A 22,599-nucleotide genomic window follows, 5' to 3' on the forward strand; every position below is an offset into this window, starting at 1 on the left:
GGCGTGAGGGGAACACCTACGCTAGGCCCCCTGAGCGCCCTTGGGCATCTAGAAACCCTCCCCCTGCGTCCGGCGCAGGAAGGCCGGGGCTATGTAGCGCTGATAGTGCGCTTCTGAAAGGAGGAAGAACTCGCGATCGATGGCGTCGCGCAATTGCGGCAGTTCCCAGCCACGGAACTCCGGCAGCAGGACCATGCCGTAGGCTTCCAGGTCGCGGATCAGGCGGGCCCCACGCGCGATCAACTGATAGGCCCAGCAATATTCGGACTGCTGCGGCACGAAACGGATCGAGCGCTGCTCCAGTTGCTGGCGCAGCAGATCCTTGTCGAATACTTCCAGCTTGGCCATCATCACCTGCACCAGCAGCTGCTCCAGACGCAGCCAGACAGCGCGCTTCTGGTCTTCGTCGTAGCCGTTCCAGTTGATCACTTCGTGATGGAAACGCTTGCAGCCACGGCACACCGTGTCGCCGTAGACAGTGGAGCAAAGGCCGACGCAAGGGGTCTTGATGGACTGGTTGGACATGAAAAACAACGGCTTGGCGGTGGAACACCGGACCATGTTAGCCCTTTGTCTAACCAGGGTCACTCGTTAAAGTCATCCACGGCGCCTTACCTTCCGGCTTTTTTTGCCGTAGAATCACTCCGCCTTTTCAAGGCACCAATGTCCGTTGGAAGCTGTTTTCAAAGCGTCACGAGCACAGTTGATCCGGTAGAACGGCGTTGGTTCGGGCCATCCTCCCCTCAGGCCCGGGCCAACCCCTCATCAGCGCCCCGTTCTACAGGCGTAAAACTTTGAAAGCAGCTTCTGTAAGGATTCTCTGCGACCCTGGCTGTGCGGCTCACGAAGCCGTCACCGCGCATGGGTGCATGAGAATGCTGGATGAGCGTCCCGGACTCCCTTTAGGGACCACTGATGAGGGTAATAACTGTGCTTGAAGCCTACCGCAAACACATCGAAGAGCGTGCCGCTCTGGGTATCGTGCCCCAGCCGCTGAACGCCGAACAAACCGCAGGCCTGGTCGAGCTGCTGAAAAACCCGCCGGCCGGCGAAGAAGCCTTCCTCGTAGACCTGATCACCCACCGCGTTCCCCCAGGAGTCGACGAAGCCGCCTACGTCAAGGCCGCTTTCCTCTCCGCCGTCGCCAAGGGCGAAGCCAAGTCCCCACTGATCGACCGCAAGCGCGCCACAGAACTGCTGGGCACCATGCAGGGCGGCTACAACATCGAGACCCTGGTCGCGCTGCTGGATGACGCCGAGCTCGGCGCCGTCGCGGCCGAACAGCTCAAGCACACCCTGCTGATGTTCGATGCCTTCCACGACGTGGCGGAAAAAGCCAAGGCCGGTAACGTCCACGCCAAGGCCGTGCTGGACTCCTGGGCCGCCGGCGAGTGGTTCACCGCCCGCCCGGCCATCGCCGAGAAATACACCCTGACCGTGTTCAAGGTGCCTGGCGAAACCAACACCGACGACCTGTCCCCTGCCCCGGACGCCTGGTCGCGCCCCGACATCCCGCTGCACGCCCTGGCCATGCTGAAGATGGCCCGCGACGGCATCGAGCCGTCGCAACCGGGTTCGGTCGGCCCGCTGGCACAGATCGAAGCGGTCAAGGCCAAGGGCTTCCCGGTCGCCTACGTCGGTGACGTGGTCGGTACCGGCTCCTCGCGCAAATCCGCCACCAACTCGGTGCTGTGGTTCTTCGGCGACGACATCCCCTACGTGCCGAACAAGCGCGCCGGTGGCTTCTGCTTCGGCACCAAGATCGCCCCGATCTTCTACAACACCATGGAAGACGCCGGCGCCCTGCCGATCGAATTCGACTGCACCAACCTGGCCATGGGTGACGTCATCGACGTCTACCCGTTCAAGGGCGAAGTCAAGCGTCACGACAGCGGCGAGCTGGTCACCACCTTCGAACTGAAAACCGAAGTGCTGCTGGACGAAGTCCGCGCTGGCGGCCGTATCCCGCTGATCGTCGGCCGCGGCCTGACCGAGAAGGCCCGCGCCGAACTGGGCCTGGGTGCTTCGGACCTGTTCAAGAAGCAAGAGCAGCCTGCCGACACCGGCAAGGGCTTCACCCTGGCGCAGAAGATGGTCGGTCGTGCCTGCGGCCTGCCGGAAGGCCAGGGCGTGCGCCCAGGTGCCTACTGCGAGCCCAAGATGACCACCGTGGGCTCCCAGGACACCACTGGCCCAATGACCCGCGACGAGCTGAAAGACCTGGCCTGCCTGGGCTTCTCCGCCGACCTGGTCATGCAGTCGTTCTGCCACACCGCGGCCTACCCGAAACCGATCGACGTCACCACCCACCACACCCTGCCGGACTTCATCCGCACCCGTGGCGGCGTGTCCCTGCGTCCTGGCGACGGCATCATCCACAGCTGGCTGAACCGCATGCTGCTGCCTGACACCGTCGGCACCGGCGGCGACTCGCACACCCGCTTCCCGATCGGCATTTCGTTCCCGGCCGGTTCCGGCCTGGTGGCCTTCGCCGCCGCCACCGGCGTCATGCCGCTGGACATGCCGGAGTCGGTGCTGGTGCGCTTCAAGGGCAAGCTGCAACCGGGCATCACCCTGCGTGACCTGGTCCACGCCATCCCTTACTACGCCATCCAGCAGGGCCTGCTGACCGTCGAGAAGAAGGGCAAGAAGAACATCTTCTCCGGCCGCATCCTGGAGATCGAAGGCCTGAACGACCTGACCGTCGAGCAAGCCTTCGAGCTGTCTGACGCCTCGGCCGAACGCTCCGCCGCCGGTTGCACCATCAAGCTGCCGGAAGACGCGATCGCCGAATACCTGAAGTCGAACATCACCCTGCTGCGCTGGATGATCAGCGAAGGCTACGGCGATGCCCGCACCATGGAGCGCCGCGCCCAGGCGATGGAAGCCTGGCTGGCCAAGCCTGAGCTGCTGCAAGCCGACGCCGACGCCGAGTACGCCGCCGTCATCGAGATCGACCTGGCCGACGTCAAGGAGCCTGTGCTCTGCGCGCCGAACGACCCGGACGACGCGCGTCTGCTGTCCACCGTCGCTGGCGACAAGATCGACGAAGTGTTCATCGGCTCGTGCATGACCAACATCGGTCACTTCCGCGCCGCCGGCAAGCTGCTGGACAAGGTCAAGGGCGGTATCCCGACCCGCCTGTGGCTGGCCCCGCCAACCAAGATGGACGCCCACCAGCTGACCGAAGAAGGCTACTACGGCATCTACGGCAAGGCCGGTGCGCGCATGGAAATGCCAGGCTGCTCGCTGTGCATGGGTAACCAGGCACGTGTGCAGACCGGCTCGACCGTGGTTTCCACCTCGACCCGTAACTTCCCGAACCGCCTGGGCGACGCCACCAACGTCTACCTGGCCTCGGCCGAGCTCGCCGCAGTCGCTTCGATCATCGGCAAGCTGCCGACCGTCGAGGAGTACCTGCAGTACGCCAAGGACATCGACAGCATGGCTGCCGACGTCTACCGCTACCTGAGCTTCGACCAGATCGCCGAGTTCCGCGAAGCGGCGGCCAACGCCAAGATCCCGGTGGTCCAGGCGTAAGCTGAGTTGCAGTTGTAAATGAAAAGCCCCGGTAGCGATACCGGGGCTTTTTCGTGGCTGGGGGTTTTGCGCCTCACATCGCCTCAGAAGGCGTCGCCAGGCACCCTCACCCACCCTTCCATCAATACACGGGCGCTGCGGCTCATGATCGCCTTGGTCACCGCCCACTCACCCTCCACCTGCCGCGCCTCGGCCCCCACCCGCAACGTCCCGGAGGGGTGACCGAAACGCACCGCACTACGCTCCCCTCCACCGGCCGCCAGGTTCACCAGAGTGCCAGGGATCGCCGCCGCAGTGCCAATGGCCACCGCTGCCGTGCCCATCATCGCGTGGTGCAATTTGCCCATCGACAGTGCCCGCACCAGTAGGTCGACATCACCCGCCTCGACCGTCTTGCCACTGGAGGCGGCATACGACGAAGGCGGCGCGACGAAGGCGACCTTCGGTGTGTGCTGGCGCTTGGCGGCATCGTCGACGTGCTCGATCAGCCCCATGCGCACCGCGCCATAGGCGCGAATGGTCTCGAACCGAGCCAGCGCCTGGGCATCGCCATTGATCGCCTCCTGCAGCTCGGTGCCGGTGTAGCCGATGTCAGCGGCATTGACGAAGATGGTCGGGATGCCGGCATTGATCAACGTCGCCTTGAAGGTGCCGACACCCGGCACCACCAGGTCGTCGACCAGATTACCGGTGGGGAACATCGCCCCCCCGTCACCGTCCTCATCGGCCGCCGGGTCGAGGAACTCCAGCCGCACCTCGGCCGCCGGGAACGTCACACCGTCCAACTCGAAGTCGCCGGTCTCCTGCACCTCGCCGTCAGTGATCGGCACGTGGGCGACGATGGTCTTGCCGATGTTGGCTTGCCAGATGCGCACGGTGGCGATGCCGTTGCGCGGAACGCGGGCCGGGTCCACCAGACCGCTGGCGATGGCGAACGAGCCGACCGCCGCCGAGAGGTTGCCGCAGTTGCCGCTCCAATCGACGAAGGCCTTGTCGATGGCGACCTGGCCGAACAGGTAGTCGACGTCATGCCCTGGGCGCGTGCTGGCCGAAAGGATCACCGTCTTGCTGGTGCTGGAGGTGGCGCCCCCCATGCCATCGATCTGCTTGCCGTAGGGGTCGGGGCTGCCGATCACCCGCAGCAGCAGGGCGTCGCGGGCAGGGCCGGGTTGCCGCGCACGCTCGGGGAGGTCTTGCAGGCGGAAGAACACGCCTTTGCTGGTGCCACCGCGGATGTAGGTGGCGGGGATTTTCACTTGCGCTGCATATGCCATGGAGACTCATCCTTCAAGGCCCGCCGCCATAGGCGCGGGCTTGCCCCGCGACAGCGCCGGCAGGAGCGACATCGCTGCCGGTGCTGACACCCTCTCGGGGCAAGCCCGCACCCACGGGGTACGGGTGGGGTTTAGGCCGTCGCTTCGAGGAAGTCCTGGGCAAAGCGCTGCAGCACCCCGCCCGCTTCGTAGATCGACACTTCTTCGGCGGTGTCCAGGCGGCAGGTCACCGGCACCTCGACACGCTCGCCGTCGCGACGGTTCACCACCAGCGTCAGGGTCGCGCGCGGCGTGCGCGCACCGACCACGTCGTAGGTTTCGCTACCGTCCAGGCCCAGGGTCAGGCGCGTGGTGCCCGGCTGGAACTCCAGCGGCAGCACGCCCATGCCGATCAGGTTGGTGCGGTGGATGCGCTCGAAGCCCTCGGCGACGATCGCCTCGACCCCCGCCAAACGCACGCCCTTGGCCGCCCAGTCGCGGGACGAGCCCTGGCCATAGTCGGCACCGGCAACGATGATCAGCGGCTGCTTGCGCGCCATGTAGGTTTCGATCGCCTCCCACATGCGCGTGACCTTGCCTTCCGGCTCGATGCGCGCCAGAGAGCCCTGCTTCACGCTGCCGTCTTCCTTGCGCACCATCTCGTTGAACAGCTTGGGGTTGGCGAAGGTCGCGCGCTGCGCGGTGAGGTGGTCGCCACGGTGGGTGGCGTAGGAGTTGAAGTCCTCCTCCGGCAGGCCCATCTTCGCCAGGTACTCGCCAGCGGCGCTGTCGAGCATGATGGCATTGGACGGCGACAGGTGGTCGGTGGTGATGTTGTCCGGCAGCACCGCCAGCGGGCGCATGCCGCGCAGGGTGCGCTCACCGGCCAGGGCGCCTTCCCAGTACGGCGGGCGGCGGATGTAGGTGCTCATCGGGCGCCAGTCATACAGCGGCGCGACCTTCGGCCCGGTGTGCTCCTCGATGGCGAACATCGGGATGTACACCTGGCGGAACTGCTCGGGCTTGACCGCCGCACGCACCACGGCGTCGATCTCCTCGTCGCTCGGCCACAGGTCCTTGAGACGGATTTCCTTGCCATCGACCACGCCCAGCACATCCTTCTCGATGTCGAAGCGGATGGTCCCGGCGATGGCGTAGGCCACCACCAGCGGCGGCGAGGCAAGGAACGCCTGCTTGGCGTAAGGGTGGATGCGCCCGTCGAAGTTGCGGTTACCCGAAAGCACGGCGGTGGCATACAGGTCGCGGTCGATGATCTCCTGCTGGATCGCCGGGTCCAGCGCACCGGACATGCCGTTGCAGGTGGTGCAGGCGAAGGCGACGATACCGAAGCCCAGTTGCTCCAGCTCCTGCTCCAGCCCCGCCTCCTTCAGGTACAGCTGCACGGCCTTCGAGCCAGGCGCCAGGGACGACTTGACCCAAGGCTTGCGCACCAGGCCGAGCCGGTTGGCGTTGCGCGCCAGCAAGCCCGCGGCGATCACATTGCGCGGATTGCTGGTGTTGGTGCAGCTGGTGATCGCGGCGATGATCACCGCGCCGTCAGGCATCTGCCCTGGCACCTCTTCCCAGGCCCCGGCGATGCCCTTGGCCGCCAGGTCGCTGGTGGCCACACGGGCGTGCGGGTTGGACGGGCCGGCCATGTTGCGCACCACGCTCGACAAATCGAAGCTCAGGGTACGCTCGTATTCGGCGCGGGCCAGGCTGTCGGCCCACAGGCCAGCGGCCTTGGCGTAGGTCTCCACCAGCTTGACCTGTTGCTCGTCGCGGCCGGTCAGGCGCAGGTAGTCGATGGTCTGCTGGTCGATGGCGAACATCGCCGCAGTGGCGCCGTATTCCGGGGCCATGTTGGAGATGGTCGCGCGGTCGCCCAAGGTCAGGGCGCGCGCGCCTTCGCCATGGAACTCGAGGTAGGCGCCAACCACCTTCTGCTTGCGCAGGAACTCGGTCAGGGCCAGCACCAGGTCGGTGGCGGTGATGTTCGGGGCGAGCTTGCCGGTCAGCTCGACGCCGACGATTTCCGGCAGGCGCATCCACGAGGCGCGGCCGAGCATGACGTTCTCGGCTTCAAGACCGCCGACACCGATGGCGATCACACCCAACGCATCGACGTGCGGGGTGTGGCTGTCGGTTCCGACGCAGGTGTCCGGGTAGGCCACGCCATGGTCGGCATGGATCACCGGCGACATCTTCTCCAGGTTGATCTGGTGCATGATGCCGTTGCCCGGCTGGATCACGTCGACGTTCTTGAACGCCTGCTTGGTCCAGTTGATGAAGTGGAAACGGTCTTCGTTGCGACGGTCTTCGATGGCGCGGTTCTTCTCGAACGCCTGCGGGTCGAAGCCCCCGCACTCGACGGCCAGGGAGTGGTCGACGATCAACTGCACCGGCACCACCGGGTTGACCTGGGCCGGGTCGCCGCCCTTGTCGGCGATGGCATCGCGCAGGCCGGCGAGGTCGACCAGGGCGGTCTGGCCAAGGATGTCGTGGCACACCACGCGGGCGGGGAACCAGGGGAAGTCGAGGTCGCGCTTGCGCTCGATAAGCTGTCCCAACGAGGCGTCGAGGGTCGCGGGGTCGCAGCGGCGCACCAGGTTTTCGGCGAGCACGCGAGAGGTATAGGGAAGGCCGTCGTAGGCGCCGGGCTTGATCGCCTCGACCGCCGCGCGGGTATCGAAGTAGTCCAGGGCGGTGCCTGGCAGGAGCTTGCGGAATGCGGTGTTCATATCGTTATCAGGCTCGGTCACGGTTATCCAAGGGCCGCCCGCCGCTCTTTTAGGAACGGGCTCGCCCCGCGATGGCGCCAGCAGGTTCAAAGCATTGCCGGGGCTGGCGCTATCGCGGGGCGAGCCCGCTCCTGCAAGGCGCGCGGCGCGCCTTTTGTCAGCGCTGGTCGATCGGCACGAACTGGCGCTGCTCCACGCCCACGTACTCGGCGCTCGGGCGGATGATGCGGTTGTTGGCGCGCTGCTCGAACACGTGCGCGGCCCAGCCGGTCAGGCGCGAGCACACGAAGATCGGGGTGAACAGCTTGGTCGGGATGCCCATGAAGTGGTACGCCGAGGCGTGGTAGAAGTCGGCGTTGGGGAACAGGCGCTTCTGCTCCCACATGGTCTTGTCGATGGCCTCGGACACCGGGTACAGCACCTTGTCGCCCACCTCATCGGCCAGTTGCTTCGACCACCCCTTGATCACCTCGTTGCGCGGGTCGGACTCTTTGTAGATCGCGTGGCCGAAGCCCATGATCTTGTCCTTGCGCTCGAGCATGCGCAGCAGCTCGGCCGTGGCCTCCTGCGGGCTCTGGAAGCGCTCGATCAGCTCCATCGCCGCCTCGTTGGCACCACCGTGCAGCGGCCCGCGCAGCGAGCCGATGGCGGCGGTGACGCAGGAGTACAGGTCCGACAGGGTCGAGGCGCATACCCGTGCGGTGAAGGTCGAGGCGTTGAACTCGTGCTCGGCGTAGAGGATCAGCGAGACGTTCATCACCTTGACGTGCAGCGCGCTGGGCTTCTTGCCATGCAGCAAGTGCAGGAAGTGGCCGCCGAGGGTGTCTTCGTCGCTGGTGCAATCGATACGCACGCCATGGTGGGTGAAGCGGTACCAATAGCACATGATCGCCGGGAACACGGCCAGCAGGCGGTCGGTCTTCTCGCGCTGGGCTTCGAAGGTCAGCTCCGGCTCCAGGGTGCCCAGCACCGAGCAGCCGGTACGCATCACGTCCATCGGGTGCGCATCGCGCGGGATGCGCTCGAGCACTTCCTTGAGCGCCTGCGGCAGGTCGCGCAGGCCCTTGAGCTTGCGCTTGTATTCAGCGACTTCGGCCTGGCTCGGCAGTTCGCCGTAGAGCAGCAGGTAGGCCACTTCCTCGAACTCGGCAGCGGCGGCCAGGTCACGCACGTCATAGCCGCGGTAGGTCAGGCCGGCACCGGCCTGGCCCACGGTCGACAGCGCGGTCTGGCCGGCCACCTGGCCACGCAGGCCTGCGCCACTGAGTACTTTTGCTTCGGCCATGGGGTTTCTCCTTTCTTGAATTTGTTATGAAGTCGGTCTGGCTAATCTGCGGGGATCGTGCCGGCCCTCTCGCGGGGCCGACACAGTCCTCATGGCTTACCCTTTCTTCTGCGCGAACAACGCATCGAGGCTCTGCTCGAAGGCGTGGTAGCCAATGGCATCGTAGAGCTCCATGCGGGTCTGCATGGTGTCGATCACGTTCTTCTGCGTACCGTCGCGGCGCAGGGCGGTGTAGACGTTCTCAGCGGCCTTGTTCATGGCGCGGAAGGCCGACAGCGGGTACAGCACCAGCGAAACGTCGACCGACGCCAGTTCCTCGGTGGTATACAGCGGCGTCGCGCCGAACTCGGTGATGTTGGCCAGGATCGGCGCCTTCACCCGGTCGGCGAAGGTCTTGTACATCGCAAGTTCGGTGATCGCCTCGGGGAAGATCATGTCGGCACCGGCCTCGACGCACGCGGCGGCGCGGTCCAGGGCGGCGTTCAGGCCTTCGACGGCCAGCGCGTCGGTGCGCGCCATGATCACGAAGCTGTCATCACTGCGCGCATCGACCGCGGCCTTGATGCGGTCGACCATCTCTTGCTGCGAGACGATCTCCTTGTTCGGCCGGTGCCCGCAGCGCTTGGCGCCGACCTGGTCCTCGATATGGATCGCCGCGGCGCCGAACTTGCTCATCGAGCGCACGGTGCGGGCGACGTTGAACGCCGAGGCGCCAAAGCCGGTGTCGACATCCACCAGCAGCGGCAGGTCGCACACATCGGTGATGCGGCGCACGTCGGTGAGCACGTCGTCCAGGTTGCTGATACCCAGGTCCGGCAGGCCCAGGGAGCCCGCAGCGACGCCGCCACCGGACAGGTAGATGGCCTTGAAACCGGCGCGCTTGGCCAGCAGGGCGTGGTTGGCGTTGATGGCGCCGACCACTTGCAACGGATGTTCGGCAGCGACCGCGTCACGGAAACGCTGGCCGGGCGTGCTCTTCAAAGTCATGAATCACCTCGTGGGCTGTTGTTGGCGGCGCCTTGGTAATGACGCTCGATGTTGCGCTTGGAGGCGCCGATGTGGCGGCGCATCAGGAGTTCGGCCAGCTCGCCGTCACGGTCGGCGATGGCATCGAGAATGCGGTGGTGTTCGGCGAAGGCCTGGCGTGGCCGGTTGGGCGTGGCGGAGAACTGCAGGCGGTACATGCGCACCAGTTGGTAAAGCTCGCCACAGAGCATCTTGACCAGGGTCTGGTTGCCGCTGCCCTGGATGATCCGGTAGTGGAAGTCGTAGTCGCCTTCCTGCTGGTAGTAGCCGACCCCGGCCTGGAACGCGGCATCGCGCTCGTGGGTATCGAGCACCCGGCGCAACTCGTCGATCTCGGCTACGCTCATGCGCTCGGCGGCCAGGCGACAGGCCATGCCTTCGAGCGACTCGCGGATCTCGTACAACTCGACCAGTTCGGCATGGTTCAGCGACACCACCCGCGCCCCGACATGCGGCACCCGCACCAGCAGGCGCTGGCCCTCCAGACGGTGGATCGCCTCGCGCAGCGGGCCGCGGCTGATGCCATAGGTGCGCGCCAGCTCAGGCTCGGAGATCTTGCTGCCCGGCGCGATCTCGCCCTTGACGATAGCCGCCTGGATACGCCGGAAGACGTTTTCGGACAAGGTTTCCGTCTCGTCCGCGACAGGGTGCAGGGTCGGGGATGTGTCCAGCATGATTGTCGACACCTTTTAAATCGATAGCGCCAAACCTAGCTAAACAGAGGGGCATAGTCAAAGACAAAAAGAACATTGTCGACAATTGTCTAATAACGAACTCATCCGGCCAAGCGCTGTCAGAACGCAGCGCGCTGGCGTCAAGACGTCGGCGTGATAGAATGCCGCGCTTCCGAAGGAATCCGGATAGTGTGCCTGTCATCATTTCATGCTGTTGACAGATGAACGAGGCGATAGCGCCCCCTGAACCCGACAGCACTGCGCCAGGACTATGAGACCCACGCTTTATTCACTGCTGTTCTGCCTCGCCCTGCTGCCGGCCCTTGGCCATGCCGCGGAGAAGACCGTGTACGGCCTGAACGAATACGCCCGCCTGGCCGACCTCGACCTGGAGGTGGCGGCCAAGCTCGACACCGGCGCCAAGACCGCCTCGCTGAGCGCGCGCGACATCAAGCGCTTCAAGCGCAATGGCGAAAGCTGGGTGCGCTTCTACCTGGCCGTCGACGCCGCCCATTCGCACCCCATCGAACGCCCCCTGGCACGGGTCAGCAAGATCAAGCGCCGCGCCGGTGACTACAACCCGGACGAAGGCAAGGCCTACACCGCCCGGCCGGTCATCGAACTGAACATCTGCATGGGCCATGCCGTGCGCACCATCGAAGTCAACCTCACCGACCGCAGCGCCTTCCAGTTTCCGCTGCTGATCGGCTCCGAGGCGCTCAAGCACTTCGACGCGCTGGTCGACCCCAGCCTCAAATACGCGGCCGGCAAACCTGCCTGCGCCACCGAAGCTCCCAAAGTAGAGTAATTCCGATGCGCTCTCTGACCCTTCACCTGAAAGTCCTGATCACCATCCTGGTGCTACTGGGCGTGACGGTCACCTGCTACCAGATCTTCGTCCTCGGCATCCCGGTGACCGAGGACGAGACGGACGACCTGTGGAACATCGACGCCAAGGTCGAGTTCGTCGCCAGCGCGAAGGACCCGGTGAAGATCCAGATGTTCGTGCCGCCTCTGAACCGCGACTACGTCAGTCTCAACGAGAGCTTCATCTCCAACAACTACGGGGTCAGCGTCAACCGCGCCGACGGCAACCGCAAGGTGACCTGGTCGGCACGCCGCGCCAACGGCAACCAGACCCTCTACTACCGCCTGGTGCTGACCAAGCGCTACAGCAACGAGAAGACCAAGGTCAAAGGCCCGACCTTCCGCGACAGCATGGCCGTCGAAGGCCCTGAGAAGATCGCCGCCGAAGCGCTGATGGCGCCGATCCGCCAGCACTCGGCCGACGTCGAGACCTTCGTCAGCGAGACCATCAAGCGCGTCAACAACCTCAATGACGACAACGTCAAGCTGCTGCTGGCCGGTGACGCTTCCCCCATGAACAAGGCCAAGATCATCGACCTGCTGCTGTCGATCGCTCACGTGCCGATGGAGAAGGTCCACACCATCCGCCTGGTCGCCGACACGCCCCAGGCCCCGGAACTGTGGCTGCGCAGCTTCAATGGCAACGACTGGCTGTACTTCAACCCCGAGACCGGCGAGCAGGGCCTGCCCAGCGACCGCCTGCTGTGGTGGACCGGTGACGAGAGCCTGATCAGCGTCGATGGCGGCAAGAAAGCCACCGTCACCTTCAGCATGAACAACAGCGAGATGAACGCCATCCGCCTGGCCAAGCTGACCGACGAGAACACCGACGCGGACTTCCTCGAATATTCGCTGTACGGCCTGCCACTGCAGACCCAGCAGACGTTCATGATCATGGTGATGATCCCGATCGGCGTGCTGGTGATCCTGGTGCTGCGCAACCTGATCGGCATCCAGACGCTCGGCACCTTCACCCCGGTGCTGATCGCCCTGGCGTTCCGCGAAACCCAGTTGGGCTTCGGCATCATGCTGTTCACCGTGATCACCGCGCTGGGCCTGTCGCTGCGCTCGTACCTGGAGCACCTGAAGCTGCAGATGCTGCCGCGCCTGTCGGTGGTGCTGACCTTCGTGGTGGTGCTGATCGCCGCGATCAGCCTGTTCAGCCACAAGCTGGGCCTGGAGCGTGGGCTGTCGGTGGCGTTGTTCCCGATGGTGATCCTGACCATGACCATCGAGCGCCTGTCGATCACCTGGGAAGAGCGTGGCGGTGGCCATGCCATGAAGGTGGCGATCGGCACCCTGTTCGCCGCCTCGCTGGCGCACCTGCTGATGACCGTGCCGGAAGCGGTGTACTTCGTCTTCACCTTCCCAGCGGTGCTGCTGATCCTGGTGGGCTTCATGCTGGCGATGGGCCGCTACCGCGGCTACCGCCTGACCGAGCTGGTGCGCTTCAAGGCTTTCCTGAAGAAGGCTGACGCCTGATGTTCGGCCTGATCAAGACATGGAAAGCCCTGGAGGCCCGGGGCATCATGGGTATCAACCGGCGCAACGCGGACTACGTGTTGAAGTACAACAAGCGCCACCTGTACCCGATCGTCGACGACAAGATCATCACCAAGGAGCGCGCCCTCGCCGCCGGCATCCACGTGCCGGAGATGTACGGCATCATCGAGACGGAAAAGCAGATCGAGAAGCTCGACGAAATCATCGGCGGGCGCAGCGACTTCGTCATCAAGCCGGCCCAGGGCGCCGGCGGTGACGGCATCCTGGTGATCGCCGACCGCTTCGAGGACCGCTACCGCACGGTCTCGGGCAAGATCATCAGCCACGAAGAGATCGAGCACCAGGTCTCCAGCATCCTCACCGGCCTGTACTCGCTCGGCGGGCACCGCGACCGCGCATTGATCGAATACCGCGTGACCCCGGACCAGATCTTCAAGAGCATCAGCTACGAAGGCGTGCCGGACATCCGCATCATCGTGCTGATGGGCTACCCGGTAATGGCCATGCTGCGCCTGCCGACCCGCCAGTCCGGCGGCAAGGCCAACCTGCACCAGGGCGCCATCGGCGTGGGTGTCGACCTGGCCACCGGGGTGACCCTGCGCGGCACCTGGCTGAACAAGATCATCAGCAAGCACCCAGACACCACCAACGCCGTGGACGGTGTGCAACTGCCGAACTGGGACGGCTTCATGAAGCTTGCGGCCAGCTGCTACGAGCTGTGCGGCCTGGGCTACATTGGCGTGGACATGGTCCTGGACCAGGACAAGGGGCCGCTGATCCTCGAGCTCAACGCCCGCCCCGGCCTGAACATCCAGATCGCCAACGACTGCGGCCTGACCCAGCGCACCCACGCCATCGAGGCGCACCTGGAGGCACTGGCCAAGGACGGGGCCACGGAAGATGCAGACCAGCGCGTGAAGGTCGCACAAGGGTTGTTCGGGCACGTGCAGCCGCGGTGAACCCATCGCGGGTCAAGCCCGCTCCTACACGCCAAACCTGTAGGAGCGGGCTGGACCCGCGATGGCGTCGCCCCTGGCCACCCACCATGTCGCACCCAACGCTAGGAGCTTTTCCTACACGCGACTACAATCGCCCTCCACGCTTTGATCACCGTCCACGCGCATGCCGACCTGTACGCTCCACCCCCTGCCCTACCAGCCTGACCCCGCGCCGTACTTCAGCCGCCTGCGCCAGGCACCCGGGGCAATCCTGCTCGACAGCGCCCGCCCGGTGGCCGAGCGTGGACGCTTCGACCTGCTCAGTGCCTGGCCTATGCGGCAGTTGCAGGCCACCCCAGGGGAAAGCGGCACGGCTTACCTGCAGCGCCTGCGCCAAGCACTGGCCGACCTGGGCCCGGCACAACTACCCGACGGCCTGGAGCTGCCCTTCGCCGGCGGCCTGATCGGCTACCTGAGCTACGACTTCGGCCGGCGCCTGGAGCATCTGCCCAGTCACGCCAACGACGACCTCGACCTGCCGGACGCCCTGCTCGGGCTGTATGCCTGGGCGCTGGTCAGCGACCACCAATTGGCCACCACCCAACTGGTGTTCCACCCCAGCCTGCCCGCCTCTGAGCGCGAGCGTCTGGCCCAGCTGTTCGAAGCCCCGCAACGAGACGACAGCGGCCACTTCAGCCTGCTCGCCCCCATGCGCGGCGACCTACAGCCCGCGCAATACCAGGCCGCCTTCGACCGGGTGCAGGGCTACATCCAGGCCGGTGATTGCTACCAGATCAACCTTACCCAGCGCTTCCGAGCCCCCTGCCAGGGCGACCCCTGGCACGCCTACCAGGCGCTGCGCAAAGCCTGCCCGACACCCTTCTCGGGCTTCCAGCAGCTGACCGATGGCAGCGCACTGCTGAGCTTCTCGCCAGAGCGGTTCATTCAAGTCAGCCAAGGTCAGGTGGAGACCCGCCCGATCAAGGGCACCCGCCCTCGCGCCACCGACCCGGCCGAGGATGCACGCAACGCCGACGAGCTGCGCGCCAGCCCCAAGGACCGCTCGGAAAACCTGATGATCGTCGACCTGCTGCGCAACGACCTGGGGCGCAGTTGCGAGATCGGTTCGGTGCGGGTACCCGAACTGTTCAGCCTGGAGAGCTACCCGAACGTGCACCACCTGGTCAGCAGCGTGACCGGCCGCCTGGCCGCCGAAAAGGACGCCCTGGACCTGATCGCCGGCAGCTTCCCAGGCGGCTCGATCACTGGCGCGCCAAAGATCCGCGCGATGCAGATCATCGACGAGCTGGAGCCCACGCGCCGGGCGCTGTACTGCGGGTCGTTGCTGTACCTGGATGTGCGGGGCGAGATGGACAGCTCCATCGCCATCCGCAGCCTGCTGGTCAAGGATGGCCAGGTGAGCTGCTGGGGCGGCGGCGCCGTGGTGGCGGATTCGCAGTGGCAGTCGGAATATGAGGAGTCGATCGCCAAGGTGCGGGTGTTGCTGGAGACGCTGCAAGGGTTGTGAGGAGCGATAGGGCCACCACCTCCCCCACTCCATCATCCCGGAACGTCTAGCCCGCCATTTTTTTGTTACCATCGCCCCATTACGAGCGCACAGCGCCATACACACGATGGAAACCGCCTGATGAGCCAACCCTTCGACGTCGCCGCCCTGGCCGCGGCCTATGCCAGCAAGTCCCCGCAGGACATCCTCAAGCTCGCCTTCGAACACTTCGGCGACGACCTGTGGATCTCCTTCAGCGGCGCCGAGGACGTGGTGCTGGTGGACATGGCCTGGAAGCTGAACAAGCAGGTCAAGGTGTTCAGCCTCGACACCGGCCGCTTGCACCCTGAGACCTACCGCTTCATCGACCAGGTGCGCGAGCAGTACAACCTGCCGATCGAGATTCTCAGCCCCGACCGCGCCAAACTCGACCCTTTCGTCAAGGAAAAGGGCCTGTTCAGCTTCTACAAGGACGGCCATGGCGAATGCTGCGGCATCCGCAAGATCGAGCCGCTGCGTCGCAAGCTGGCTACCGTCAGCGCCTGGGCCACCGGCCAGCGCCGCGACCAGAGCCCCGGCACCCGCAGCCAGGTGGCCGCACTGGAGATCGACAGCGCCTTCTCCACCCCCGAGCGCACGCTGTACAAGTTCAACCCGCTGGCGCAGATGAGCAGCGAGGAAGTCTGGGGCTACATCCGCATGCTTGAGCTGCCCTACAACAGCCTGCACGAGCGCGGCTTCATCAGCATCGGCTGCGAGCCCTGCACCCGCCCGGTACTGCCGAACCAGCACGAACGCGAAGGCCGCTGGTGGTGGGAAGAGTCGACCCAGAAGGAATGCGGGCTGCACGCCGGCAACCTGATCAGCAAGGGTTGAAAAACAACGGCGAATAACGAGCGACAATAAAAAAGAGCAGGCCGCATCGCGACCTGCTCTTTCTCTATGGCTCGCAGCTGCTTTTAGTGCACCGGCAACTCAACCCCTTCGAACAGCTCTTCCAGCTCCTGCTTGTTGTGGCACTGGATCGCCTTGGCCATCACTTCCCGGGTCAGGTGCGGCGCGAACTTCTCGATGAAGTCGCACATGAAGCCACGCAGGAACGTGCCACGGCGGAAACCGATCTTGGTGATGCTGGCCTCGAACAGTTCGCTGGCATCCAGGCAAACCAGGTCGCTGTCGAGTTTCGGGTCGACCGCCATCTTGGCCACGATACCCACGCCCAGGCCTAGGCGCACATAAGTCTTGATCACGTCGGCGTCGGCGGCGGTGAACACCACCTTCGGGGTCAGACCACGGTGGTTGAACGCCTCATCGAGCTTGGAACGGCCAGTGAAGCCGAACACATAGGTCACGATTGGGTATTCGGCGACCGCCTCGAGGGTCAGCTTCGGCAGCTTGGTCAGTGGATGGCCCTGGGGCACCACCACGCAACGGTTCCACTTGTAGCACGGCATCATGATCAGGTCGCCGAACAGCTCCAGCGCCTCGGTGGCGATGGCGAAATCGACAGTGCCGTCGGCCGCCATCTCGGCGATCTGCATGGGCGAGCCCTGGTGCATGTGCAGGGCCACTTCCGGGTATTGCTTGATGAAGTTGCTGATCACCGGCGGCAGGGCGTAGCGCGCCTGGGTGTGAGTGGTGGCGATGGACAGCGTGCCCTTCTTCTCGTTGGAGAACTCCTGGGCGATCTGCTTGATGCTTTCGACCTTGCGCAGGATCTCGCCAGCGGTGTTGATGATGCGCTCGCCGGCCGGGGTGACGCGGGTCAGGTGCTTGCCGCTGCGGGCGAAGACTTCGACGCCCAGCTCGTCCTCGAGCAGGCGGATCTGCTTGCTGATCCCCGGCTGGGAGGTATAGAGGCTCTGCGCAGTCGCGGAGACGTTGAGGTCATGGTGCGCCACTTCCCAGATGTAGCGCAGTTGCTGAAGCTTCATAGGTATCCCTCAAATCAGCGGTAAGTCACCGGCTGCTGGCAGCGACGATTTATAACTATATTAGTGGTTTGAGAAATAAATCTAGAACTATTTTGTTACGATCAGCGGAAAAGGCTTACTGCCAGTTTCACCCTTTCCTACGCCCCAAATGCTGTGCCAGCGGCACCATGTACACCGGCACCGCCGATAACTGAAGCAGTCGCACTGCTGTGCGACCGATCGGCACATCGACACCAGCACCATGGCTATGACTACCGAAGATCAACAAATCGACGGCCAGGCGCTGGGCCTGTTCAAGAATCACCTGGGCCGGGTCGCCCTGGCGCACCCGCACTGCGCGTATCAAGGCCAGGTCGGCCTCCTCGCCCAACTCGTCACGAAAATTTTCCAGCACCCGCTGCTCGATGTTGGCCATCACCGTGTTGACACCCTCGCTGTGCAACTCATCCAGGGTCTGCTCGTCGAGGTAGCTTTGCAGGAGGGATTCGGCGAACTGCCCCATGGGCTCCACCGCATGGATCACATACAGCTCCGCGCCGAAGGTGCGCGCCAGGGCCAGGGCGTGCTGCATGACGAAGGGCGCATAAACACCGAGGTCGGTGGCATACAGCATGGAACGGATCATTCGACCTCCTCGACTGCCGCAGCGGCAGAGCAAGCTTCAGCTTAGCAGCGTCATGCCGGGGCGCCTGGCCATCCGGCGCAGGCCGTGCGGGCAGCTCAGGCCTGCTGATTGCGTCGATCGATGAAGGCCAGGGCCTGATGCAGCGCCTCCATGCGCGGCAGGCTGCAACCGGCTTCACGGGCACGCGCCAGCGGCTCGCCATAGATGGCCTGCAACTCCAACGGGCGCTGCTGGGCATGGTCGTGGTACATGCTCGGCCAATAGTCGGGCATCTGCTCGGTGACACGGAACAGGTGCTCGGCGTAGCCGTCGGGCAATGGATGCCCGCAGGCGCGAGCGCCCTGCGCCACTTCGGCCATCAGAGCGCGGATCAACTCGCGGCTGGCCGGGTCGGTCATCAAGGGCGTGGTGCTGGCCTGCAGCAGCACCGACAGGCCGTTGTAAGGCACGTTCCACACCAGCTTCTGCCAACGCGCCTGAGCGAGGTTTTCCATGGCCTGCGAGTCCACGCCCGCCATACGGAACAACTCAGCCCCCTGTGCCAACACTGCGGCGCCACCATCCTGCGCCAGGCCGCTGTGGTACCCCAGATTGACCGCGCCGAGCGCCTGGTGGCGGATCACACCGGGTTCCTGGCGATTGACGCAGATGAAGCACAAGCCGCCAAGCAAGTGCAGGTCAGCGGGCAAGGCTGGACGCAACTGCTCTTCCACACCAAGCCATTCTGCAGCAGCACCACCTTTGCGCCCGGCGCCGCGGCCTGGACGATCAGCGGCGCGAGCTCATCATTGCTGGTGGCCTTGGCGCCCACCAACAGCCAGTCGCACGGCGGCATGTCGCAGGCACTGGCGTACGCCTGCACCCTCATATGCAATTGCCCGTGGACGGCGCTGTCCACCGCCAGGCCACGCGCTTGCACGGCGGCGAATTCGCTACGCAGCAGGAAATGCACGTCGAAACCGGCGCGGGCCAGCATCAGGCCATAGAAGCCACCGATAGCCCCGCTGCCAATGATGCCGATGCGGGTGTTGCGAGGGTCCATGCCATGCTCCTGTCGAATGTGAATGTGTCCGCCCGCCAACAGCCAGCCGCGGCGCCTCTAGGAACGGCTTGGCCCGCGATAGGGCCGCCACTGGCGCAACAAAACTCAAGACCGCCCACATGCTAGCGCCAAGCCGGCGACCCGCCCAGCACCGAAAACGGCAAAAACCCCACCCAGACAGGGGCCAGCCCATTGTCGCGCCCCCTGTAACGCGCTAAGGTTCGGCTCCCCGCTGCGAACAATCTGCTGCTGGGCCGCACGGGGATTTGCTGGCGGCCGGCACCCGTGACCTGACGAGTAACACGATGGCTGATTTACCGATCGATGACCTCAACGTTGCCTCCAACGAGACCCTGATCACCCCCGATCAGCTCAAGAAGGAAATCCCCCTCAGCGCCAAGGCCCTGCAGACCGTGACTGCCGGCCGCGAAGTGGTGCGCAACATCCTCGACGGCAAGGACCATCGCCTGTTCGTCGTGGTCGGCCCCTGCTCCATCCACGACATCAAGGCCGCCCACGAATATGCCGAGCGCCTCAAGCTGCTGGCTGAAGAAGTTTCCGACACCCTGTACCTGGTAATGCGCGTGTACTTCGAGAAGCCACGCACCACCGTGGGCTGGAAAGGCCTGATCAACGACCCGTACCTGGACGACTCGTTCAAGATCCAGGACGGTCTGCACATCGGCCGCCAACTGCTGCTGGACCTCGCCGAGATGGGCCTGCCCACCGCCACCGAAGCCCTTGACCCGATCTCCCCGCAGTACCTGCAGGACCTGATCAGCTGGTCGGCGATCGGCGCGCGCACCACCGAATCCCAGACCCACCGGGAAATGGCCTCGGGCCTGTCCTCGGCGGTCGGCTTCAAGAACGGCACCGATGGCGGCCTGACCGTGGCGATCAACGCCCTGCAATCGGTCTCCAAGCCACACCGCTTCCTGGGCATCAACCAGGAAGGTGGCGTGTCCATCGTCACCACCAAGGGCAACGCCTACGGCCACGTGGTACTGCGCGGTGGCAATGGCAAGCCGAACTACGACTCGGTCAGCGTTGCCCTGTGCGAGCAGGACCTGGCGAAGGCGAAGATCAAGGCCAACATCATGGTCGACTGCAGCCACGCCAACTCCAACAAGGACCCGGCCCTGCAGCCGCTGGTGATGGAAAACGTCGCCAACCAGATCCTCGAAGGCAACCAGTCGATCATCGGCCTGATGGTCGAGAGCCACCTGAACTGGGGCTGCCAGGCGATTCCGAAGAACCTCGACGAGCTGCAGTACGGTGTCTCCGTCACCGACGCGTGCATCGACTGGGCCGCCACCGAGAAGACCCTGCGCAGCATGCGTGCCAAGCTCAAGGATGTCCTGCCTCAGCGTCAGCGCGGCTGAGGGCCTGGGGCTGCATAGCAGCCCAATACGTACAAACAAACGAAAACGCCGGGCATTGCCCGGCGTTTTCGTTTGTGTAGGTCATCAGGCCTTGGTCGAGTGGCGCTGATGGCGCTCCATGTAGCGCTCGACGTAGGAGCACGACGGAATCACGGTGTAGCCCATCTGCTCGGCGTATTCCAGGGCCTTTTCGGTCAACGCGGCGGCGATGCCCCGGCCGCGCAGGGCGTTAGGCACGAACGTGCGGTAGATGTCCAGCGTCTGCTTGCCCAGGTCCATGTACGTCAGGTAGGCACGGTGACCGTCCACGCTGGTCTCGAACTGATGACCGGCCTGGTCATGGTGGATGGTCAGCGCTTCGCTCATCACTACTCCTCGCAAGTCTGGTCGGCAGACCTTTACCTTAACCGATGGGTTTATCCGGCGGAGGAACCTCTACGCCACGTCATTGCCCCTTGGACAGCGCCGCGCAGGCAATCGTTCGGCGCGCGGGACACCCCAAATAGTAGGCGTGCCGGGCGGGATTGCTCAAGGTGCCAGCGGGTAAAAAATCCAGGGGAACGGGGGTAGCCGTCGCGGCCCACGGACTCTAAACAGCATGCCGGATGTACTAGCTTTAAGACGCAGAAGGACCGTCGAAGTCACCTTTAGTTCAACAAAAAGTTTCTGTGCTACAACCGCTTGCGTCACCTGTGGAGGATTTTCACCATTTCCCTACAAAGCTTGTCGCCCTAACCCCCTGACAACATTTTTTTTGCAGTTCTTGCGCTCTGTCAGTTTACTTACTACAAGTAATGGGTACTATGTACGCCGGCCAGTTTCTCTTTTCCGAGAGATGGCTATTTAATAGAAAGTCCTTGAAGGGGAACACGATGAACAACGTTCTGAAATTCTCTGCTCTGGCTCTGGCCGCAGTTCTGGCTACCGGTTGCAGCAGCGTATCCAAAGAAACCGAAGCCCGTCTGACTGCGACCGAAGACGCAGCAGCTCGCGCTCAAGCCCGTGCCGACGAAGCCTACCGTAAGGCTGACGACGCTCTGGCAGCCGCTCAGAAGGCTCAGCAGACCGCTGACGAAGCCAACGAGCGCGCTCTGCGTATGCTGGACAAAGCCAGCCGCAAATAATAACCCTCACCGGTTGTTATGAAGCCGACCCACTTGTGGGTCGGCTTTTTTATTGCCTGGCAAACGCACTTGACGGAAAAACAAAAAGGCCTGCACTAAGCAGGCCTTTCGCGCGCGATGCGTTTACTGCAGTTCTGGCGGAATGCTCGACACCATCGGTGCGGCGCCGTCGCTCGGTACGGCGATCTCCACCGGGATGCCATCTTCGGCAGCGACCACGTCACGCACCATGTCCCAGTTCATGCGCAGGTTGTTGGCCAGGTCTTCACGCTTGAGTAACGCATTGATAACTGCGGTGTGTTTGTCTACCACCGACGGATCGCCATGATCGTCCAGCGGAGTGTGGGCCTCGAGATAGACCTTGCCACCGCTCAGGCCAAACTTGTACGGCTCGTTGATGATGCGCACCGGGGTACCCACCGGGACCATCTTCGACAATTCCAGCACGTTGTTGTTGAGCATGCGGAAGCAGCCGTGGCTGGTGCGCATGCCAATGCCGAACTTCTTGTTCGAGCCGTGGATCAGGTAGCCCGGCACGCCGAGGGTGAACTTGAAAGGCCCCAGTGGGTTGTCTGGGCCAGCAGGCACAACGGCCGGCAGGATGTCGCCATCGGCAGCGTGCTCGGCACGGATCGAGGCCGGGGGCGTCCAGGTCGGGTTCGGCGTCTTGGCGGTGATCTTGGTGTTGGCGATTGGCGAACCCCAGCCCTCACGACCGATACCCAGCGGGAAGGTGTGCACCACGTTCTCCCCTTTCGGGTAGTAGTAGAGGCGGTACTCGGCAAGGTTGATGACGATGCCTTCCCGCGGCCCTGGCGGCAGCACGTAGCGGGTGGGCAGGATGATCTCGGTGCCAGCACCCGGCAACCAGGGATCGACACCCGGGTTGGCGGCGATCATTTCCAGGTAGCCGAGGTCGTTGGCGGTGCCGATGTCGGCGAAAGTGTCCTCGTACTTGGCCTTGATCACCCGGACCTGGCCGACGACGTCTTCACCGGGAGACGGCAATGGCAGTTCCAGCGCGACAGCGGGGCCGGTCATTAGCAGAGCGGCCAGGGACAGGCAACGGGTGACGGCGGGAAAGCGCGGCAACATCCGGTAAATCCTTCGAAAGGTGGTCAAGATTGACGATTGTACACCCGCCCGCACGCCTGCGGG

At 64.3% G+C, this 22,599-nt stretch carries 18 protein-coding genes and 1 pseudogene; 8 read left to right on the top strand and 11 right to left on the bottom strand.

Annotated elements, in window-relative coordinates; translation table 11 throughout:
• Positions 1-48 precede the first annotated feature (48 nt).
• Positions 49-525: a DUF1289 domain-containing protein gene (locus P0Y43_RS09500; RefSeq protein ID WP_275637039.1), complete on the bottom strand. Its 477-nt coding sequence runs from the start codon at positions 523-525 to the stop codon at positions 49-51.
• Positions 526-930: 405 nt separating this feature from the next.
• Between P0Y43_RS09500 and acnB the strand changes: the two genes are divergently transcribed.
• The gene (gene acnB / locus P0Y43_RS09505) at positions 931-3,540 is read left to right on the top strand and encodes a bifunctional aconitate hydratase 2/2-methylisocitrate dehydratase (protein ID WP_275637121.1); all 2,610 of its coding nucleotides are present in this window, start codon (positions 931-933) and stop codon (positions 3,538-3,540) included.
• A gap of 83 nt (positions 3,541-3,623) precedes the next feature.
• On the opposite strand, the gene prpF is transcribed toward acnB, so the two are convergent.
• The 5 genes from prpF to P0Y43_RS09530 all read right to left on the bottom strand — a co-directional run bounded on the left by prpF (position 3,624) and on the right by P0Y43_RS09530 (position 10,519).
• Complete coding sequence (prpF, locus tag P0Y43_RS09510; RefSeq protein ID WP_275637040.1) at positions 3,624-4,814, bottom strand: 2-methylaconitate cis-trans isomerase PrpF; 1,191 nt, start codon at positions 4,812-4,814, stop codon at positions 3,624-3,626.
• 131 nt (positions 4,815-4,945) lie between these two features.
• Positions 4,946-7,534 (bottom strand): Fe/S-dependent 2-methylisocitrate dehydratase AcnD, encoded by a 2,589-nt coding sequence (gene acnD / locus P0Y43_RS09515; RefSeq protein WP_275637041.1) that lies wholly within the window; start codon positions 7,532-7,534, stop codon positions 4,946-4,948.
• 157 nt (positions 7,535-7,691) lie between these two features.
• A complete protein-coding gene (gene prpC, locus P0Y43_RS09520) occupies positions 7,692-8,819 on the bottom strand; it encodes a bifunctional 2-methylcitrate synthase/citrate synthase (RefSeq protein WP_275637042.1) in 1,128 nt (375 codons plus the stop codon).
• A gap of 96 nt (positions 8,820-8,915) precedes the next feature.
• On the bottom strand, positions 8,916-9,806 hold the full coding sequence (gene prpB, locus P0Y43_RS09525) for a methylisocitrate lyase (RefSeq protein ID WP_275637043.1): 891 nt from the start codon (positions 9,804-9,806) through the stop codon (positions 8,916-8,918).
• Entirely contained in the window at positions 9,803-10,519 is a 717-nt protein-coding gene (locus tag P0Y43_RS09530) for a GntR family transcriptional regulator (RefSeq protein WP_275637044.1), read from the bottom strand. Before P0Y43_RS09530 ends, prpB begins: the two co-directional genes overlap by 4 nt.
• A 271-nt stretch (positions 10,520-10,790) precedes the next feature.
• Between P0Y43_RS09530 and P0Y43_RS09535 the strand changes: the two genes are divergently transcribed.
• The 5 genes from P0Y43_RS09535 (at position 10,791) to P0Y43_RS09555 (ending at position 16,210) form a co-directional block, all read left to right on the top strand.
• Positions 10,791-11,327 carry an ATP-dependent zinc protease family protein gene (locus P0Y43_RS09535; RefSeq protein WP_275637045.1) on the top strand — a complete coding sequence of 179 codons (537 nt, stop codon included), beginning with the start codon at positions 10,791-10,793 and terminating at the stop codon, positions 11,325-11,327.
• Between the two features lie 5 nt (positions 11,328-11,332).
• A complete protein-coding gene (locus tag P0Y43_RS09540) occupies positions 11,333-12,868 on the top strand; it encodes an inactive transglutaminase family protein (protein ID WP_275637046.1) in 1,536 nt (511 codons plus the stop codon).
• Entirely contained in the window at positions 12,868-13,848 is a 981-nt protein-coding gene (locus P0Y43_RS09545; RefSeq protein ID WP_275637047.1) for an alpha-L-glutamate ligase-like protein, read from the top strand. Before P0Y43_RS09540 ends, P0Y43_RS09545 begins: the two co-directional genes overlap by 1 nt.
• 163 nt (positions 13,849-14,011) lie before the next feature.
• A complete protein-coding gene (gene pabB / locus P0Y43_RS09550; protein ID WP_275637048.1) occupies positions 14,012-15,355 on the top strand; it encodes an aminodeoxychorismate synthase component I in 1,344 nt (447 codons plus the stop codon).
• Between the two features lie 120 nt (positions 15,356-15,475).
• Positions 15,476-16,210 (top strand): phosphoadenylyl-sulfate reductase, encoded by a 735-nt coding sequence (locus P0Y43_RS09555; RefSeq protein ID WP_275637049.1) that lies wholly within the window; start codon positions 15,476-15,478, stop codon positions 16,208-16,210.
• 83 nt (positions 16,211-16,293) lie between these two features.
• Here P0Y43_RS09555 and cysB read toward each other — a convergent pair whose 3' ends face one another.
• The 3 genes and pseudogenes from cysB to P0Y43_RS09570 all read right to left on the bottom strand — a co-directional run bounded on the left by cysB (position 16,294) and on the right by P0Y43_RS09570 (position 18,935).
• Positions 16,294-17,268: an HTH-type transcriptional regulator CysB gene (gene cysB, locus P0Y43_RS09560; RefSeq protein WP_011533140.1), complete on the bottom strand. Its 975-nt coding sequence runs from the start codon at positions 17,266-17,268 to the stop codon at positions 16,294-16,296.
• 127 nt (positions 17,269-17,395) lie between these two features.
• Positions 17,396-17,893, bottom strand: coding sequence for a universal stress protein (locus P0Y43_RS09565; RefSeq protein ID WP_275637050.1), 498 nt, complete (start codon positions 17,891-17,893; stop codon positions 17,396-17,398).
• Positions 17,894-17,988: 95 nt separating this feature from the next.
• Positions 17,989-18,935 (bottom strand): annotated as a pseudogene (locus P0Y43_RS09570) (putative 2-dehydropantoate 2-reductase).
• Positions 18,936-19,240: 305 nt separating this feature from the next.
• Here P0Y43_RS09570 and P0Y43_RS09575 point away from each other — a divergent pair.
• Complete coding sequence (locus P0Y43_RS09575; RefSeq protein WP_275637051.1) at positions 19,241-20,317, top strand: 3-deoxy-7-phosphoheptulonate synthase; 1,077 nt, start codon at positions 19,241-19,243, stop codon at positions 20,315-20,317.
• An 84-nt stretch (positions 20,318-20,401) separates the two neighbouring features.
• On the opposite strand, the gene P0Y43_RS09580 is transcribed toward P0Y43_RS09575, so the two are convergent.
• Complete coding sequence (locus P0Y43_RS09580) at positions 20,402-20,683, bottom strand: GNAT family N-acetyltransferase (protein WP_275637052.1); 282 nt, start codon at positions 20,681-20,683, stop codon at positions 20,402-20,404.
• A gap of 506 nt (positions 20,684-21,189) precedes the next feature.
• Between P0Y43_RS09580 and oprI the strand changes: the two genes are divergently transcribed.
• Positions 21,190-21,441 carry an outer membrane lipoprotei OprI gene (oprI, locus tag P0Y43_RS09585; protein WP_003259780.1) on the top strand — a complete coding sequence of 84 codons (252 nt, stop codon included), beginning with the start codon at positions 21,190-21,192 and terminating at the stop codon, positions 21,439-21,441.
• A gap of 123 nt (positions 21,442-21,564) precedes the next feature.
• Here the strand turns inward: oprI and P0Y43_RS09590 are convergent, their stop codons facing one another.
• Positions 21,565-22,536: a L,D-transpeptidase family protein gene (locus tag P0Y43_RS09590; protein ID WP_275637053.1), complete on the bottom strand. Its 972-nt coding sequence runs from the start codon at positions 22,534-22,536 to the stop codon at positions 21,565-21,567.
• Positions 22,537-22,599 lie beyond the last annotated feature (63 nt).

This window comes from Pseudomonas entomophila, assembly GCF_029193575.1.
GTDB lineage: Bacteria > Pseudomonadota > Gammaproteobacteria > Pseudomonadales > Pseudomonadaceae > Aquipseudomonas > Aquipseudomonas entomophila_G.